The 15,463-nt window shown below is 70.1% G+C and carries 13 protein-coding genes; 8 read left to right on the forward strand and 5 right to left on the reverse strand.

Annotated features, from left to right (window positions below):
- Nucleotides 1-146: 146 nt before the first annotated feature.
- The 3 genes from gltX to AB0G20_RS34290 all read right to left on the reverse strand — a co-directional run bounded on the left by gltX (nucleotide 147) and on the right by AB0G20_RS34290 (nucleotide 2,764).
- Nucleotides 147-1,631, reverse strand: a complete 1,485-nt coding sequence (gene gltX / locus AB0G20_RS34280) for a glutamate--tRNA ligase (protein ID WP_361309270.1) — start codon at nucleotides 1,629-1,631, stop codon at nucleotides 147-149.
- Nucleotides 1,624-2,400: a fumarylacetoacetate hydrolase family protein gene (locus AB0G20_RS34285; RefSeq protein WP_361309272.1), complete on the reverse strand. Its 777-nt coding sequence runs from the start codon at nucleotides 2,398-2,400 to the stop codon at nucleotides 1,624-1,626. Before AB0G20_RS34285 ends, gltX begins: the two co-directional genes overlap by 8 nt.
- 172 nt (nucleotides 2,401-2,572) lie before the next feature.
- A complete protein-coding gene (locus tag AB0G20_RS34290) occupies nucleotides 2,573-2,764 on the reverse strand; it encodes a hypothetical protein (protein ID WP_361309275.1) in 192 nt (63 codons plus the stop codon).
- Nucleotides 2,765-3,366: 602 nt separating this feature from the next.
- Here AB0G20_RS34290 and AB0G20_RS34295 point away from each other — a divergent pair.
- The 8 genes from AB0G20_RS34295 (at nucleotide 3,367) to AB0G20_RS34330 (ending at nucleotide 14,109) form a co-directional block, all read left to right on the forward strand.
- A complete protein-coding gene (locus tag AB0G20_RS34295; RefSeq protein ID WP_361309276.1) occupies nucleotides 3,367-7,275 on the forward strand; it encodes a nitrate- and nitrite sensing domain-containing protein in 3,909 nt (1,302 codons plus the stop codon).
- A gap of 9 nt (nucleotides 7,276-7,284) precedes the next feature.
- On the forward strand, nucleotides 7,285-7,698 hold the full coding sequence (locus tag AB0G20_RS34300; protein ID WP_356655628.1) for a roadblock/LC7 domain-containing protein: 414 nt from the start codon (nucleotides 7,285-7,287) through the stop codon (nucleotides 7,696-7,698).
- 110 nt (nucleotides 7,699-7,808) lie between these two features.
- On the forward strand, nucleotides 7,809-8,204 hold the full coding sequence (locus AB0G20_RS34305; protein WP_361309279.1) for a DUF742 domain-containing protein: 396 nt from the start codon (nucleotides 7,809-7,811) through the stop codon (nucleotides 8,202-8,204).
- On the forward strand, nucleotides 8,185-8,760 hold the full coding sequence (locus AB0G20_RS34310; RefSeq protein WP_104781463.1) for an ATP/GTP-binding protein: 576 nt from the start codon (nucleotides 8,185-8,187) through the stop codon (nucleotides 8,758-8,760). The genes AB0G20_RS34305 and AB0G20_RS34310 overlap by 20 nt, the downstream gene beginning before the upstream one ends.
- A gap of 375 nt (nucleotides 8,761-9,135) precedes the next feature.
- Nucleotides 9,136-12,444 carry a nitrate- and nitrite sensing domain-containing protein gene (locus tag AB0G20_RS34315; protein WP_361309282.1) on the forward strand — a complete coding sequence of 1,103 codons (3,309 nt, stop codon included), beginning with the start codon at nucleotides 9,136-9,138 and terminating at the stop codon, nucleotides 12,442-12,444.
- Nucleotides 12,445-12,454: 10 nt separating this feature from the next.
- Nucleotides 12,455-12,868, forward strand: coding sequence for a roadblock/LC7 domain-containing protein (locus AB0G20_RS34320; RefSeq protein ID WP_003993185.1), 414 nt, complete (start codon nucleotides 12,455-12,457; stop codon nucleotides 12,866-12,868).
- A 94-nt stretch (nucleotides 12,869-12,962) separates the two neighbouring features.
- The gene (locus tag AB0G20_RS34325; protein ID WP_361309285.1) at nucleotides 12,963-13,547 is read left to right on the forward strand and encodes a DUF742 domain-containing protein; all 585 of its coding nucleotides are present in this window, start codon (nucleotides 12,963-12,965) and stop codon (nucleotides 13,545-13,547) included.
- Nucleotides 13,528-14,109 (forward strand): ATP/GTP-binding protein, encoded by a 582-nt coding sequence (locus tag AB0G20_RS34330; RefSeq protein WP_014675207.1) that lies wholly within the window; start codon nucleotides 13,528-13,530, stop codon nucleotides 14,107-14,109. The genes AB0G20_RS34325 and AB0G20_RS34330 overlap by 20 nt, the downstream gene beginning before the upstream one ends.
- Before the next feature lie 149 nt (nucleotides 14,110-14,258).
- Here the strand turns inward: AB0G20_RS34330 and AB0G20_RS34335 are convergent, their stop codons facing one another.
- Nucleotides 14,259-14,453, reverse strand: a complete 195-nt coding sequence (locus tag AB0G20_RS34335) for an acyl-CoA carboxylase subunit epsilon (protein ID WP_361309288.1) — start codon at nucleotides 14,451-14,453, stop codon at nucleotides 14,259-14,261.
- Between the two features lie 35 nt (nucleotides 14,454-14,488).
- Nucleotides 14,489-15,463 (reverse strand): carboxyl transferase domain-containing protein (locus AB0G20_RS34340; protein ID WP_361309290.1); only part of this gene is annotated, 975 nt, incomplete at its 5' end.

A 15,463-nucleotide genomic window follows, 5' to 3' on the forward strand; every position in this document is an offset into this window, starting at 1 on the left:
CGCGCACCGTGTGCACAGGGGGCATCCAACGTCCCGCCCGGGGACGGGAGTTGGCCGGAAGGGTGAACTCCGGGTGACGTCTGGGCGGACACGGCGAGGGCGGCGCCCGAACCGGGCGCCGCCCTCGCCGTGTGAGGTGGTGCGCGTTACGCGGCCAGCTTCGCCAGCGCCGCGTCGATCCGGGCCAGGGTGGTCTCCTTGCCCAGGACCTCCAGGGACTCGAACAGCGGCAGGCCGACCGTGCGGCCGGTGACGGCGACGCGGACGGGGGCCTGGGCCTTGCCGAGCTTCAGGCCGTGGGCCTCGCCGGCGGCCAGGACGGCCTCCTTGAGCGACTCGGCGGAGGTCCAGTCGGCGGCCTCCAGCTTCTCGCGGGCGGTGCGCAGCAGGGCGTCCGAGCCCTCCTTCATCGCCTTGGTCCAGGAGGCCTCGTCCTCGGCCGGCTCCGGCAGGAACAGGAAGTCGACGTTGTCGGTGATCTCGGAGAGGACCTTGAGGCGGGTCTGCGCGTGCGGCGCGATGGCCTGCCACTTCGCCTCGTCGAAGGCCTCCGGGGCCCAGGGGGCGAACGGCGCCTGGAGCCACGGGCGGCAGCGCTCGGTGAAGTCCTTCACATCCAGCAGGCGGATGTGGTCGCCGTTGATGGCCTCGCACTTCTTGAGGTCGAAGCGGGCCGGGTTCGGGTTCACGTCGGAGATCTCGAACGCGGCGATCATCTCGTCGATGCCGAAGACGTCCTGGTCGGCCGAGAGGGACCAGCCGAGCAGGGAGAGGTAGTTGAGCAGGCCCTCGGGCAGGAAGCCGCGCTCCCGGTAGAGGTTGAGGGAGGACTGCGGGTCGCGCTTGGAGAGCTTCTTGTTGCCCTCGCCCATCACGTACGGCAGGTGGCCGAAGGACGGGATCTCCTTGGCGACGCCCAGCTCGATCAGCGCCTTGTACAGGGCGATCTGGCGGGGGGTGGAGGAGAGCAGGTCCTCGCCGCGCAGGACGTGGGTGATCTCCATCAGGGCGTCGTCGACCGGGTTCACCAGCGTGTACAGCGGGGCGCCGTTGGCCCGGACGATGCCGTAGTCCGGGACGTTCTCCGGGGTGAAGGTCAGCTCGCCGCGGACCAGGTCGGTGAAGGTGATCGTCTCGTCGGGCATCCGGAAGCGGACGATCGGCTCGCGGCCCTGGGCCTGGTACTCCGCGACCTGCCCGGCGGTCAGCTCGCGGCAGTGGCCGTCGTAGCCGGAGGGCTTACCGGCGGCGCGGGCGGCCTCGCGGCGGGTGTCCAGCTCGTCCTGGGAGCAGTAGCAGTGGTAGGCGTGGCCGCCGTCGAGCAGCTTCTGCGCGACCTCCTTGTAGAGGTCCATGCGCTGCGACTGGCGGTACGGCGCGTGCGGGCCGCCGACCTCGGGGCCCTCGTCCCAGTCGAAGCCCAGCCAGCGCATCGAGTCGAGCAGCTGGGTGTACGACTCCTCGGAGTCGCGGGCGGCGTCGGTGTCCTCGATGCGGAAGACCAGGGTGCCCTGGTGGTGCTTGGCGAACGCCCAGTTGAACAGGGCGGTGCGCACCAGGCCCACGTGGGGGTTTCCGGTGGGCGAGGGACAGAAACGGACGCGTACGGGGGAGCCGGGTGCGCTAGCCACGCTTGACAACCTTGTTGGTGAGAGTGCCGATGCCTTCGATGGTGACGGCGACCTCGTCGCCGACGTTCAGGGGGCCGACCCCAGCCGGGGTGCCCGTGAGGATCACGTCGCCGGGGAGCAGCGTCATGGCCTCGGAGATGTTGACGATCAGGTCCTCGATGGAATGGATCATCTCGCTGGTCCGGCCCAGCTGACGCTGCTGGCCGTTGACCGTGAGCTGGATGGTGAGGTCGCTCGCGTCCAGGTCCGTCTCCACCCAGGGACCGAGCGGGCAGGAGCTGTCGAAGCCCTTGGCCCGGGCCCACTGCTTCTCGCGCCTCTGCACGTCGCGGGCGGTGATGTCGTTGGCGCAGGTGTAGCCGAAGATGACGTCCTTGACGCGCTCGCGCGGGACCTCGCGGCACATCCGGCCGATCACCACGGCCAGCTCGGCCTCGTGGTGCACCTCCTCGGAGAAGGAGGGGTACTGGATCTCGTCGCCGGGGCCGATCACCGAGGTGGACGGCTTGAAGAAGGCGAAGGGGCTGTCGGGCACCTCGTTGCCCAGCTCGCGCGCGTGCTCGCTGTAGTTGCGGCCGAAGGCCACGACCTTGTTGGGGAGCACCGGCGGCAGCAGCCTGACCTTGCTCACCGGCACCTTCGTACCGGAGAGCTCGAAGTCCGCGAACGGGATGCCCTTGATGATGTCCAGGACGAGTTCGTCCTGCTTGTCGCCCTCGATGGCGCCGAAGGCGACGTTCCCGTCGATGGAGAACCTGGCGATGCGCACGGGATGCTTGGCCCCTTGACTGAAGCGGCTGGAGTCTGACGCTCCAGGCTAACGCGGGGAGGTGTCCCCGCCCCGCGCATTGTGAAGGGGCGCCCCGTCGCGGGGGCGCCCCTCGAAAATCCGTGTCCTGCCGCCATGAGCATCCGGCGGCCGGCACGCGTACTTCCTGGTGTCACTCCGCGGCTGCGGCGGCCGCGACAGGGATCTCCATGAGGATGGTGCGCCTGGGGTTTGCGGTCTGGGCCGGGAGTTCGACGGGGTGCTCCGGCTGCTCCGGCGTCCGCAGTTCGTCGGCGTCGTTCAGGTGTGCCAGCGTCGTGCGTCGCGGGTTGGCGATCTTGTGGAACATCGTCGTCGTCTTCACTGTTTACTTGACCCTGTCCTGTGACGGGCGCCGGGAGGGTGTGTGAACCCCCGCACGGGCGCGGGTTGTCGGTATTGCCATCGCTGTAAAGCGTCAGGCTAAACATCCGATTCCCCGGCCCGGTCGCACAGGGACCATGATCGGCATGTGAGTTTTCTCACGAATCAGTGGGCGAATCGGTCAATCCGGACTCGCACCCCACCCCAACGAAACGGACATTGACCCCCTGAAGCCATCATTCCGCTCCTGATCATGGCGACTGGGACACCCGGCACCACTCGGCGACTCGCGGGCTTACGTCCGAAATGGGCGAACTCGCTTTCTACGACCGGTGATCCGGCCCTCACGTGGTGTCACCTACATCACGGCTCGGCCTACGGGCCTTGTTGGAGATCCTGTGCTGTGCTGGAATCTCACGGACCGCCGCAGGATCGAGCCGGCGCACAGGGGGCGCACAGTCGCGCCGGGTGGCGGCGAGAGGGGGAGCCAGCGCCGGTCACTCAAGACCACCACGGGGGCGTTTTTCAGGGCGTCCCCAGAACGCCGACACCGTGCCCCGCCGTTCAGGCGACGGGGTGCCTGGTCCAGAGGTTGCGACGCTAGTGCAGGGACGTTTCAAGAGGGATGGCAACGCTGCGGCGGTGCCGGAGCCGCACGGCGGGACTGGCCCCATGAATGGCGGCCCCTCGCCCCAGCACGCCCAGAACCAGGGCCCGGCCGGTGACGGCGGTGAGCGCTCCGGGCGCCCCGGCACGTCGGCCCCCTCGGGTTCCGCAGGCCCTTCCCCGGCGCTGAAGCCGCCGACGGGCCCGACCGGCCCCGGGCCGCGAATAGCCCTGCGCAACTGGCGCATCTCCACGCGACTGGTGTCGCTGCTCGCCCTCCCGGTGGTCGCGGCCACCTCGCTGGGCGCGCTGCGTATCGACCAGTCCATGGACGACATCCAGCAGCTCGACAACATGAAGCTGCTGACGGACATGACCAAGCAGGCCACCGAGCTGTCGGCCGCGCTCCAGGAGGAGCGCGACCAGTCGGCCGGCCCGCTGGCCCACGGCGGCAAGGCGACCGACTTCACGGTCAAGGGGCTTCGCGAGAAGACCGACCGGGCGATGAAGAACTTCCTCGACAGTTCCGAGGAGATCGACAGCGCCAGCAAGGACGGCAACCTCAAGGGCGTCCGCGAGTACCTCATCCAGCTCGCCGGCGAGCTCGGCGACCTGGCGCAGATCCGCAAGGGCGCCTACGCCTCCGAGGGCAACTCCACGCAGACGGTCGAGGCGTACCACCGTCTGATCGAGAACCTGATCGACCTCTCCCAGGACATGGCCGAGGCGACCAGCAACCCGGACATGATCCAGCGCACGCGTGCGCTCGCGGCGTTCTCCTCCGCCAAGGAGTACTCCTCGATCCAGCGCGCCGCCCTCGCGGCGGCGCTGCCCGCGAGCAACACCACGGCCGGCAAGCTCTCGCCGAACGACCGGCTCTACGCCGAGTCGGCCCTGGAGAGCCAGAAGTCCGAGATCCGAAGCTTCAAGAGCATCTACGGCGAGGACGCCGCCGCCGAGCTGCTGAAGCCCATCGAGGACGGCGGCAACTCCACGATCAAGGCCACCGACACCTACGCGGGTCGTGCCCTGGTCTCCGCGAGCGGTCTCGCCCAGCAGGACAAGCGGTCCTACCGCGACTGGCTGGACGACAGCTCCACCAAGATCCAGCAGATGAAGAACATCGAGCACACGCTGCTCGAGGAGATGGAGCAGAAGGCCCGCGAGCTGCGCAGCGCCACCGAGCGCGACGCGATCATCTCCGGTGCCCTGATCCTGATCGTGCTCGGTGTGTCGCTGGTCGGCGCCTTCGTCGTGGCGCGGTCCATGATCCGCTCGCTGCGCCGCCTGGAGGACACCGCGACCAAGGTCGCCTCCGACCGTCTGCCCGAGCTGGTCAAGCAGCTGTCCGAGTCCGACCCGCAGGACGTCGACACGTCCGTGGAGTCGGTCGGTGTGCACTCCCGGGACGAGATCGGCCGAGTGGCCGCGGCCTTCGACGACGTGCACCGCGAGGCGGTCCGCCTCGCCGCCGAGCAGGCCCTGCTGCGGGGCAACGTCAACGCGATGTTCACCAACCTCTCGCGCCGCTCCCAGGGCCTCATCCAGCGTCAGCTGTCGCTCATCTCCGAACTGGAGTCCCGCGAGGCCGACCCGGACCAGCTGTCCTCGCTGTTCAAGCTCGACCACCTCGCGACCCGCATGCGCCGTAACGGTGAGAACCTCCTCGTCCTCGCGGGTGAGGAGCCCGGCCGCCGCTGGACCCGCCCGGTCCCGCTGGTCGACGTGCTCCGTGCCGCCGCGTCCGAGGTGGAGCAGTACGAGCGCATCGAGCTGGCCTCCGTGCCGACCACCGAAGTGGCCGGCCGCGTGGTCAACGACCTCGTGCACCTGCTCGCCGAGCTGCTGGAGAACGCGACCTCGTTCTCCTCGCCCCAGACCAAGGTCAAGGTCACCGGTCACGCGCTGCCCGACGGCCGTGTGCTGATCGAGATCCACGACACCGGTATCGGTCTGTCGCCGGAGGACCTGGCGGCGATCAACGAGCGGCTGGCCTCTCCCCCGACGGTGGACGTCTCCGTCTCCCGCCGCATGGGTCTGTTCGTGGTCGGCCGCCTCTCGCAGCGCCACGGCATCCGCATCCAGCTGCGCCCGTCCGACTCCGGTGGTACGACCGCGCTGGTCATGCTGCCCGTCGACGTCGCCCAGGGCGGCAGGAAGCCCCAGCCCAAGCAGCCCGGTCAGCCGCCGGTCGGTGGCGGCCCCGCCGCCGCGCAGGCCGCCGCCGGTGCGGCCGCGGCCCGGCGTGCCGCCGGTTCCGGCCAGGGCGGCGGTGCCCTCGGGGCCGGTGCGTCCGGCGGTGCCTTCGGTGGCGGTGCCTCCGGCGGTGGCCGGCTCGGTCCCGGTCAGAGTCCTCGGGCCGCGCTGCCCGGGCGCGACGGGGACGGTGGCCGTCCGGGAGCGCCGGGCGGTGCGCGCGGACCGCAGGGTCCCGGCACGCCGTCGTTCGAGCAGGGTGGTCCCTCGCAGGGCCGTCCGGCTCCCGCCGGTGCTGGGTTCGGCCAGCAGGCCCCGGGTGCGCCGCAGGGTCTGCAGGCCGCGGGCACCAACGGGCCGCAGGGCCAGGACGCCTTCGGCGGTGGCCGGAGCCGGAAGAAGCAGGGCGGCAACTCCGATCAGGGCAAGGGCCGCCGGCCGCAGCTGCCGCCGCGCGGCGGTCCGCGGGCCGAGCTGCCCGGTGGCGACTCGCAGCCGCGGGTGCCGAGCTGGAGCGACGAGAACGCCCAGCCGCCGGTGCCGCGTGCCTCGCTGGACACCCCGCGCGGCCACGAGGAGACGGACGCCTCCCGTACGTCGTCCCTGCCGCGCGTCGACGACCGTCAGGGCCCGGGCTCGACGACGGAGATGCCGGCCGTGCCGCGCGACAACGACCGTCAGGGCTTCGGCTCGCCGACCGACTTCGGCGCTCCCCAGCACGCGGACCCGTTCGGCCCCGGCGCGAACGCGTCGCAGGACCAGGGTCAGTTCGTCCGCCCGGACGTCTTCGGCACGCCGGGCGGCCGCCCCGACTCGTCGTCCGCGTCGGGCCAGTACCCGGCGCCGCAGTCCTACGACAACGGCTCCACCGGGCAGTACCCGGCCCAGCGCCAGGACAACGGCGCGACCGGCCAGTACCCCGCGCCCCGGCAGGACAACGGCTCCACGGGCCAGTACTCAGCGCCGCGGCAGGACAACGGCTCGACCGGCCAGTACCCGGCACCCCGCCAGGACAACGGCGCGACTGGCCAGTACCCGGCCCAGCGCCAGGACAACGGCGCGACCGGCCAGTACCCCGCCCCGCGGCAGGACAACGGCTCCGGACGGCCCACCCTCCCGGGTCCGGCCACGCCGGCCGACCCCACGGGAACGGGCCAGTACGAGCGGCCGCAGGCAGGCGGTGGCCGGGGCCCGGCCGATTTCGGCGCCCCGCCTCCGCCCGCCCCGCAGGCCCGGCCCGTCCGGCAGGAGCCTGAGGCCCTGCCGCCGGCGTCCGGTCCGGGCGACGGTCGTACACCGCTGTACGACACGCTGGAGACCAACTGGTTCCACGGCCAGCAGGAGCAGCAGCCGCAGAGCAACGGCTCCGCCCCGCAGCAACCGCAGGGACCCACCGGTCCGCAGCGGTCCGCCCCCGCCGGGTGGCGCACCTCGCCGAACGACGACCTCGTCCGCCAGGCCGAGCGAGTCCGCCAGCCCGCCGCGGGTGGTGTCACCACCTCCGGCCTGCCGCGCCGGGTGCCCCGGGCGAACCTCGTCCCGGGCACGGCTCAGCAGCAAACCCACCAGAGCGGTCCTCAGGTCTCGCGTGCGCCCGATGACGTGCGCGGCCGGCTGACCAATCTCCGTCGGGGAATCGCACAGGGTCGTCAGGCCGGGTCCACCCAGACCGGCAGCCACCCACGGCCCACTCACCAGCAGGAGCGTTAGTTGAGTCCGATGAGCCAGGCGGCACAAAATCTCAACTGGTTGATCACCAACTTCGTGGACAACACCCCCGGGGTGTCCCACACCGTCGTCGTGTCCGCCGACGGTCTCCTCCTGGCGATGTCGGAGGGCTTCCCGCGCGACCGCGCGGACCAGCTCGCGGCCGTCGCCTCGGGCCTGACGTCGCTGACGGCAGGCGCCTCCCGGATCTTCGAGGGCGGTGAGGTGGCGCAGACGGTCGTGGAGATGGAGCGAGGGTTCCTCTTCCTCATGTCCGTCTCGGACGGCTCGTCCCTGGCCGTACTCGCCCACCCCGACTGCGACATCGGCCTCGTCGGCTACGAGATGGCGCTCCTGGTCGACCGCGCGGGCGCGGTCCTCACCCCCGACCTGCGAGCTGAGCTCCAAGGCAGTCTGCTCCACTGAACGGCCCCGGCACCACCCGTCTCACCACATCACCGTCCGGCTGCCACACACCCCACACAGGCCCCGTCAGACGGCTTGCCGACCGACTTGCTGTCCCGCCCGGAGGACCCATGACCCCGCCCACCGCCTCTCATGATCCGTACGCGGAGCCGTACGAGGACGAGGGCGACGAGCCGCTGGTCCGGCCGTATGCCATGACCGGCGGCCGGACCCGGCCGCGCTACCAGTTGGCCATCGAGGCACTGATCAGTACGACCGCGGACCCCGCCGCGCTCATGGGACTTCTCCCGGAGCACCAGCGGATCTGCCACCTGTGCCGTGAGGTGAAGTCGGTGGCCGAGGTCTCGGCGCTGCTCAACATGCCGCTGGGTGTGGCCCGGATCCTGGTCGCGGACCTCGCCGAGGCCGGTCTCGTCGCGATCCACCAGCCGGGCGGCGACGACGCCACCGGCGCGCCGGACGTGACACTGCTCGAAAGGGTGCTCAGTGGACTTCGCAAGCTCTGACGCGGGTCGATCCACCACCTCCGCGAAGATAGTGGTGGCGGGCGGCTTCGGCGTGGGCAAGACCACGTTCGTGGGTGCCGTCTCGGAGATCAACCCGCTGCGTACCGAGGCCGTGATGACCTCCGCCAGCGCGGGCATCGACGACCTGACCCACACCGGGGACAAGACCACCACCACGGTGGCCATGGACTTCGGCCGTATCACCCTGGACCAGGACCTGATCCTGTACCTCTTCGGTACGCCGGGTCAGGACCGCTTCTGGTTCATGTGGGACGACCTGGTGCGCGGCGCCATCGGCGCGGTGGTGCTCGTGGACACCCGGCGCCTGGCCGACTGCTTCCCGGCCGTCGACTACTTCGAGAACAGCGGCCTGCCGTTCGTCGTCGCGCTGAACGGCTTCGACGGACAGCAGCCCTACCAGCCCGAAGAGGTGCGCGAGGCGCTGCAGATCGGTCCTGACACCCCGATCATCACGACGGACGCCCGGCACCGGGCCGATGCGAAGAGTGCCCTGATCACGCTGGTGGAGCACGCTCTGATGGCACGGCTGAGGTAGCACCCAATTCTGGAGCGCCATACGGCAGTTGTCGTAGATACACCGGAGCCGACTGTGTCCTTTGACACGGTCGGCCAAGGTGTTCATAACGTTTCGGCAGAGGAATCGGGTGGTACGGCCACGCGTCGCGCACATCCGGTCTCGCTGCGCGCACAATCGCCCCGCCTTTTGGCGGGGCTCGCTCTTTATGACCGTTTTATCTGGGGCTTACATCACGTCGATTCCCCTCCCCGGACTGTTTGGAAGAGCGCAGGTCGTCGTGCTGGAATGCCTGAACTGCCCAATAGTCAATGACGTGCCCGTCCGTCGCTGGCGTCTGGGCTCTGAACACTGCGGCACAACGTTGGTGCCGACCGCCGAGAGGTTGTTGGTCGAGTGAGGCGAAGCAAGAACAGTCCCGAGCCGTCGGCCCGGGGCAACTTCACCCCGCCGCCGCGCACAGCGGCGCCCGCCCCCGTGCCCGGTTCGGAACCGACGGCCGCGCCCGCCGAGAGCGGCGGCCGTCTCTCCCCGCGCAACTGGCGCGTGGCGACCAGGCTCAACGCGATCCTGCTCATACCCGTGCTGGTCGGCCTCGTCATGGGCGGCTTCCAGGTGAAGGGCTCGATCGACACCTGGCAGGAGGCCGAGGACGCGGAGAACACCGCGCGCCTGGTCCGCGCCTCGCTGCTCTACGCCAACGCCCTCTACATCGAACGTGACGCGTCGGCGGCGCCCCTGCTGAAGGGCAGCGCCCAGACCGCCCAGGACAAGGCGACCGTCACCCAGGTCCGCAAGGACACCGACGAGGCGGCCGACGCCTTCGACGCCGCGGCCCAGAACATGCCGGCCAAGCCCGGCCTGGAGCGCCGGCTGAAGCTGTTCCGCGAGGCGGAGCCGAAGCTCGCCACCCTGCGCCAGGTCGCCTACACCTCCAAGCTCAAGGGCGTCCAGACCGAAGAGGGCTACGTCGAGGTCGCCCACCCGCTGACGGAGTTCGCCAACGAGCTCGGCCTCGGCACCGGCAACATCACCAGCTACGGCCGGACCGTGTACGCCATCGAGCTCACCAAGGCGGCCCTGTCGCTGCAGCGCTCCATCGGCATGCACATCCTGGTGAAGCCGGGCCCGGACGACGGCAACCTGGCCAGCCAGCGCATCGCTCTCTCCTCGTACGCCTACCTCGAGCGCATCGCCGTGCAGGAGTACATCGGCGGTGGCACCGAGCAGGACGCGGCCAAGCTCAAGACGGCCGAGGCCAAGATCAAGGCCGACGGTGCCGCGATGGCCCGGGAGGCCAAGGCCAAGAACCCGGACTACGTCCCGCCGCCCTCCAACCCGACAACGATGATCTCGGGCGTGGCCACGCTGCAGAGCACGGACCCGAGCGCGCGCGCCGCCCTCGCCGAGAGGGGCATCACCGCCGAGAACTGGTGGGCGGTCAACACCCTCAAGTTCAACGCGTACGAGAAGATCGAGACGGACCTGGCCGACAGGGCCGTGAGCGAAGCGTCCGACATCGCCGACGACGCCCAGCGTGACGCCTACATCACCGGTGCCGCCGTCGTGGTCGCCCTGCTCCTGGCCTTCATCCTGGCCGGCGCGGTCGCCCGCCAGATGAGCCGCTCGATGCGCCAGCTGCGCAACGCCGCCTTCGGCATCGCCGAGCAGCGTCTGCCGATGCTGGTCGACCAGCTCTCCCGCACCGACCCCGGCCGCGTCGACACCCGCGTCCAGGCCATCCCGATCACCACCACGGACGAGATCGGCGAGGTCGCCCGCGCCTTCGACCAGGTCCACCGCGAGGCGGTCCGGCTGGCCGCCGAGCAGGCCCTGCTGCGGGGCAACATCAACGCGATCTTCACCAACCTGTCGCGCCGCAACCAGTCGCTGATCGAGGGCCAGCTGACCCTGATCACCGATCTGGAGAACAACGAGGCCGACCCGGACCAGCTGGAGAACCTCTTCAAGCTGGACCACCTCGCGACCCGTATGCGCCGCAACGGCGAGAACCTCCTCGTCCTCGCCGGCGAGGAGCCCGGCCGCCGCTGGGACCAGCCGGTGCCGCTGGTCGACGTGCTGCGCGCCGCCTCCTCCGAGGTGGAGCAGTACGAGCGCATCGAGCTGTCCGGCGTCCCGGAGGCCGAGATCCACGGCCGTGCCGTGACCGACCTCGTGCACCTGCTCGCCGAGCTGCTGGAGAACGCGACGACGTTCTCCTCCCCGCAGACCAAGGTCCGCGTGACCGCCACCCGTCTCCCCGACGGCCGGGTCATGATCGAGATCCACGACAAGGGCATCGGCCTCACCGCCGAGGACTTCGCGGACATCAACCACAAGCTGGCCAACCCGCCGACGGTGGACGCCGCGATCTCGCAGCGCATGGGCCTGTTCGTGGTCGGCCGGCTGTCCGACCGGCACGGCATCCGCGTCCAGCTGCGCCCCTCGGGCGAGCAGGCCGGCACGACGTCGCTGGTCATGCTGCCCGACGCGATCACCCACGGTGGTGGCGGCGAGCAGCACGTGGACCGCGACGAGTTCACCGTCTCGCAGATCATCCCCGAGCAGAACTTCGGCGGCGAGAACTTCGGCCAGCCCATGCGGACGGCCGCGGAGCTCGGCTTCGACGACAGCCGCTACTCCGACGTCCCCGACGACATACGCGAGCTGGACCCCGTCGGCCGCTCCCTGATGCGTGAGGAGCGCCGGGCGGCCCTGGAGGCCCAGTCGCACGAGCAGCCCGCGCTGCCCGGGCAGGGCAACCAGGAGCCCAACCAGGCGACCGGGTACCGCGACGAGTACAACGGGCAGCAGGGTTACGACGCCGGTCAGGCCTACGACACCGGCCAGACCGGCTACCCGGAGCAGCAGCCTTCCGCGTACGACCGCCAGGCGCCGTACGAGGAGCAGCAGGCGCCGTACCAGGAGCAGCAGCAGGCGTCGTACGAGGAGCCGCAGCGCTCTGCGTACGACGAGCAGTACTACGCGCCGAACGGCGGTCTGCCGCAGAACGACACCTTCTCGCCGAACGGCGGCTACCCGGAGCCCTCCTATGCGGAGCCGGCTCAGGAGGAGCCGCCGGCGCAGGGTGCGGGCGGGCAGGGCGGTTTCGCCGCGTTCGAGCAGCGGCGCCACCAGGACGACTGGCCCCAGCAGGACGGTTACCAGAACGGCTACCCGAGCCAGTACCCTTCTCAGACCCCGGAAACGGAATCTGCGCAGGCCGCTGACGCAAGTGAGCAGGACCGCGTAGGCTTCGACCGTCCGGGATCGGGCCCCTCCGCCCCTCACACGACGATGACCGACGCCGGGCTTCCCCGCCGTGGATCCACCGCGAGTGGTGCGAACGGTTCGGGTGGCGCACGGCACGTGAGCCAGGATCCGCCGGCCTCCACCCCGGAGAACAACGGCGACGACTGGCGCTCGGCCAACGACGAGCGGTGGCAGCAAGCCTCGCAACTCCGGAAGCCCAAGGCGGGCGGGGTCACCTCCTCCGGCCTGCCGAGGCGGGTGCCCAAGGCCAACCTGATCGAGGGTGCCGCCGAAAGCACCCCCCAGGGAGGCCCACAGGTCTCCCGCGCCCCGGAGGACGTCCGGGGCAGGCTGAGCAACCTGCGTCGGGGCGTCCAGCGCGGACGCAGCGCAGGCAGTGAAACGAACGGCCAGGGCTTCGGTCCTGACAGCACCTACAACCAGGAGCGTTAGTGTGAGCCCGATGAGCCAGGCGGCACAGAACCTGAACTGGTTGATCACCAACTTCGTGGACAACACCCCGGGGGTGTCCCACACGGTGGTGGTCTCCGCCGACGGACTCCTTCTGGCGATGTCCGAAGGCTTCCCCCGCGACCGCGCCGACCAGCTCGCGGCCGTCGCGTCCGGACTGACATCTCTGACGGCGGGCGCCTCCCGGATCTTCGAGGGCGGCGCCGTGAACCAGACGGTTGTGGAGATGGAGCGGGGATTCCTCTTCATCATGTCCGTATCCGACGGTTCCTCTCTCGCCGTTCTCGCACATCCGGAGGCGGACATCGGCCTCATCGGGTACGAGATGGCGCTGCTGGTCGACCGAGCCGGTACGGTCCTGACACCGGACCTTCGTGCAGAGCTCCAGGGGAGCCTGCTCAACTAACAGACGGACGGTGCGTTTTGGCGTCCCGTGGCCGTAAGGTTTCGGGACGCGGCTCCACAGCGTTGGGTGCCAGGCACAGTCGGAGGAGGAGAAAGTGGCAACACCCCCAGGCGGTTCGTCTTCGGGCAACTGGTCGTACGGCCCTGCCCAGGGCCAGGGCGACGGTGGTCAGAACCCGAACCGTTACAACTTCCCCTCCGCACCGAGCCACCGGCAGCCGTACGCGCCGCAGGGCCCCGGCCCGTCGCCGTACGACCAGCCGCCTGCCCCGCGTATCCAGCCCGTGCAGCCGCAGCGCCGCAACCCCGAGCCGGCGCCCGGCGGAGGGTCGAACAATCACAATCCGCTGGTGCGTCCGTACGCCATGACCGGCGGCCGGACCCGCCCGCGCTACCAGCTCGCCATCGAGGCGCTGGTGCACACCACTGCGCAGCCGCACCAGATGCAGGGCCAGTTGCCCGAGCATCAGCGGATCTGCAACCTCTGCCGGGAAATCAAGTCGGTCGCCGAGATCTCGGCGCTCCTCACGATCCCTCTCGGCGTGGCCAGGATCCTCGTCGCCGACTTGGCGGAGGCGGGACTGGTCGCCATCCATCAGCCCGGCGGCGACGAGAACGCCGGCGGCCAGCCAGACGTGACACTGCTCGAAAGGGTGCTCAGTGGACTTCGCAAGCTCTAGCGGAGGGCCTTCCCGCTCCACCACGTCCGCGAAGATCGTGGTGGCTGGCGGCTTCGGCGTGGGCAAGACCACGTTCGTGGGTGCCGTCTCGGAGATCAATCCGCTGCGCACAGAGGCCGTCATGACGTCCGCTTCGGCCGGCATCGACGACCTGACCCACACCGGGGACAAGACGACCACGACGGTCGCCATGGACTTCGGCCGTATCACCCTGGACCAGGACCTGATCCTGTACCTCTTCGGTACGCCCGGTCAGGACCGCTTCTGGTTCATGTGGGACGACCTGGTGCGCGGCGCCATCGGCGCGATCGTGCTGGTCGACACGAGGAGGCTCGCCGACTGCTTCCCCGCCGTCGACTACTTCGAGAACAGCGGCCTGCCGTTCGTCATCGCGCTGAACGGCTTCGACGGCCAGCAGCCGTACACGCCGGACGAAGTCCGCGAGGCACTCCAGATCGGCCCCGACACCCCGATCATCACGACGGACGCCCGCCACCGCGCGGACGCCAAGTCGGCGCTGATCACGCTGGTCGAGCACGCGCTGATGGCGCGCCTGCGGTAATCAGTCGCTGTGGGACAGCCCCTGGCGGCCTCCGGGCTGCCGGGGGCTGTCGCGTTGCCGGGTGCGGGTGTGCGTGGTTGTTCGCGCAGTTCCCCGCGCCCCCAAAAAGAAGGCCCCTCCGTGTGGAGGGGCCTTCTCAGGTTCTGTTGTCAGCGCCAGCTGTGCGGGGCCCTGAAGCCCGGCTCGCGCTCCAGGCGGCGCCAGCCTGCCTTGATGCGGCCGCGGTGGGTCGGGGTCGGGTCTGCGGGGCGGGCGGCGGCGCGGGCCAGGAGGATGGCCGTGATGGCGGCGACTTCCTCGGGCTCGGCGTGGCCCTTCTCGACGCGGATGTCAGCAGATTCCATGGGTGTCAGTCTCCGTGAGGAAGATGTCCGCAGGGTTACTGCGGCGGGTTGCCGTGCTTGCGGGACGGCAGGTCCGCGTGCTTGGTCTGGAGCATGGCGAGGGACTTGATCAGCACCTCGCGGGTCTCGGCGGGGTCGATGACGTCGTCGACCAGGCCGCGCTCGGCCGCGTAGTAGGGGTGCATCAGCTCGGACTTGTACTCCTTGACCATGCGGGCCCGCATGGCCTCGGGGTCCTCGGCCTCGGCGATCTGGCGGCGGAAGATGACGTTGGCCGCACCCTCCGCACCCATGACGGCGATCTCGTTCGTCGGCCAGGCGTAGGTGAGGTCGGCACCGATGGACTGGCTGTCCATGACGATGTACGCACCTCCGTAGGCCTTCCGCAGGATCAGGGAGATCCTCGGCACGGTCGCGTTGCAGTAGGCGTAGAGGAGCTTCGCGCCGTGGCGGATGATGCCACCGTGCTCCTGGTCGACGCCCGGGAGGAAGCCGGGGACGTCCAGAAGAGTGATGATCGGGATGTTGAACGCGTCGCACATCTGAACGAAACGGGCCGCCTTTTCGGAGGCCTCGATGTCCAGCACACCGGCCAGCGCCTGCGGCTGGTTGGCGACGATGCCGACGACCTGGCCGTCCATCCGGCCCAGCGCGCAGATGATGTTGCGGGCCCAGCGCTCGTGGACCTCGAGGTAGTCGCCGTCGTCGACGATCTCCTCGATGACCTTGGCCATGTCGTAGGGCCGGTTGCCGTCCGCCGGGACCAGGTCCAGGAGGACGTCCGAGCGGCGGTCGGCCGCGTCCGAGGACTCCGAACGGGGCGGGTTCTCGCGGTTGTTCTGCGGGAGCAGGGACAGGAGGTAGCGGACCTCGGCGATGCAGGTCTCCTCGTCGTCGTAGGCGAAGTGCGCCACGCCCGAGGTCTCGGCGTGGACGTCGGCGCCGCCCAGGCCGTTCTGCGTGATCTCCTCGCCGGTGACCGCCTTGACGACGTCGGGGCCGGTGATGAA

Source organism: Streptomyces sp. NPDC024017 (assembly GCF_040638895.1).
In the GTDB taxonomy this organism is placed as follows: Bacteria; Actinomycetota; Actinomycetes; order Streptomycetales; family Streptomycetaceae; genus Streptomyces.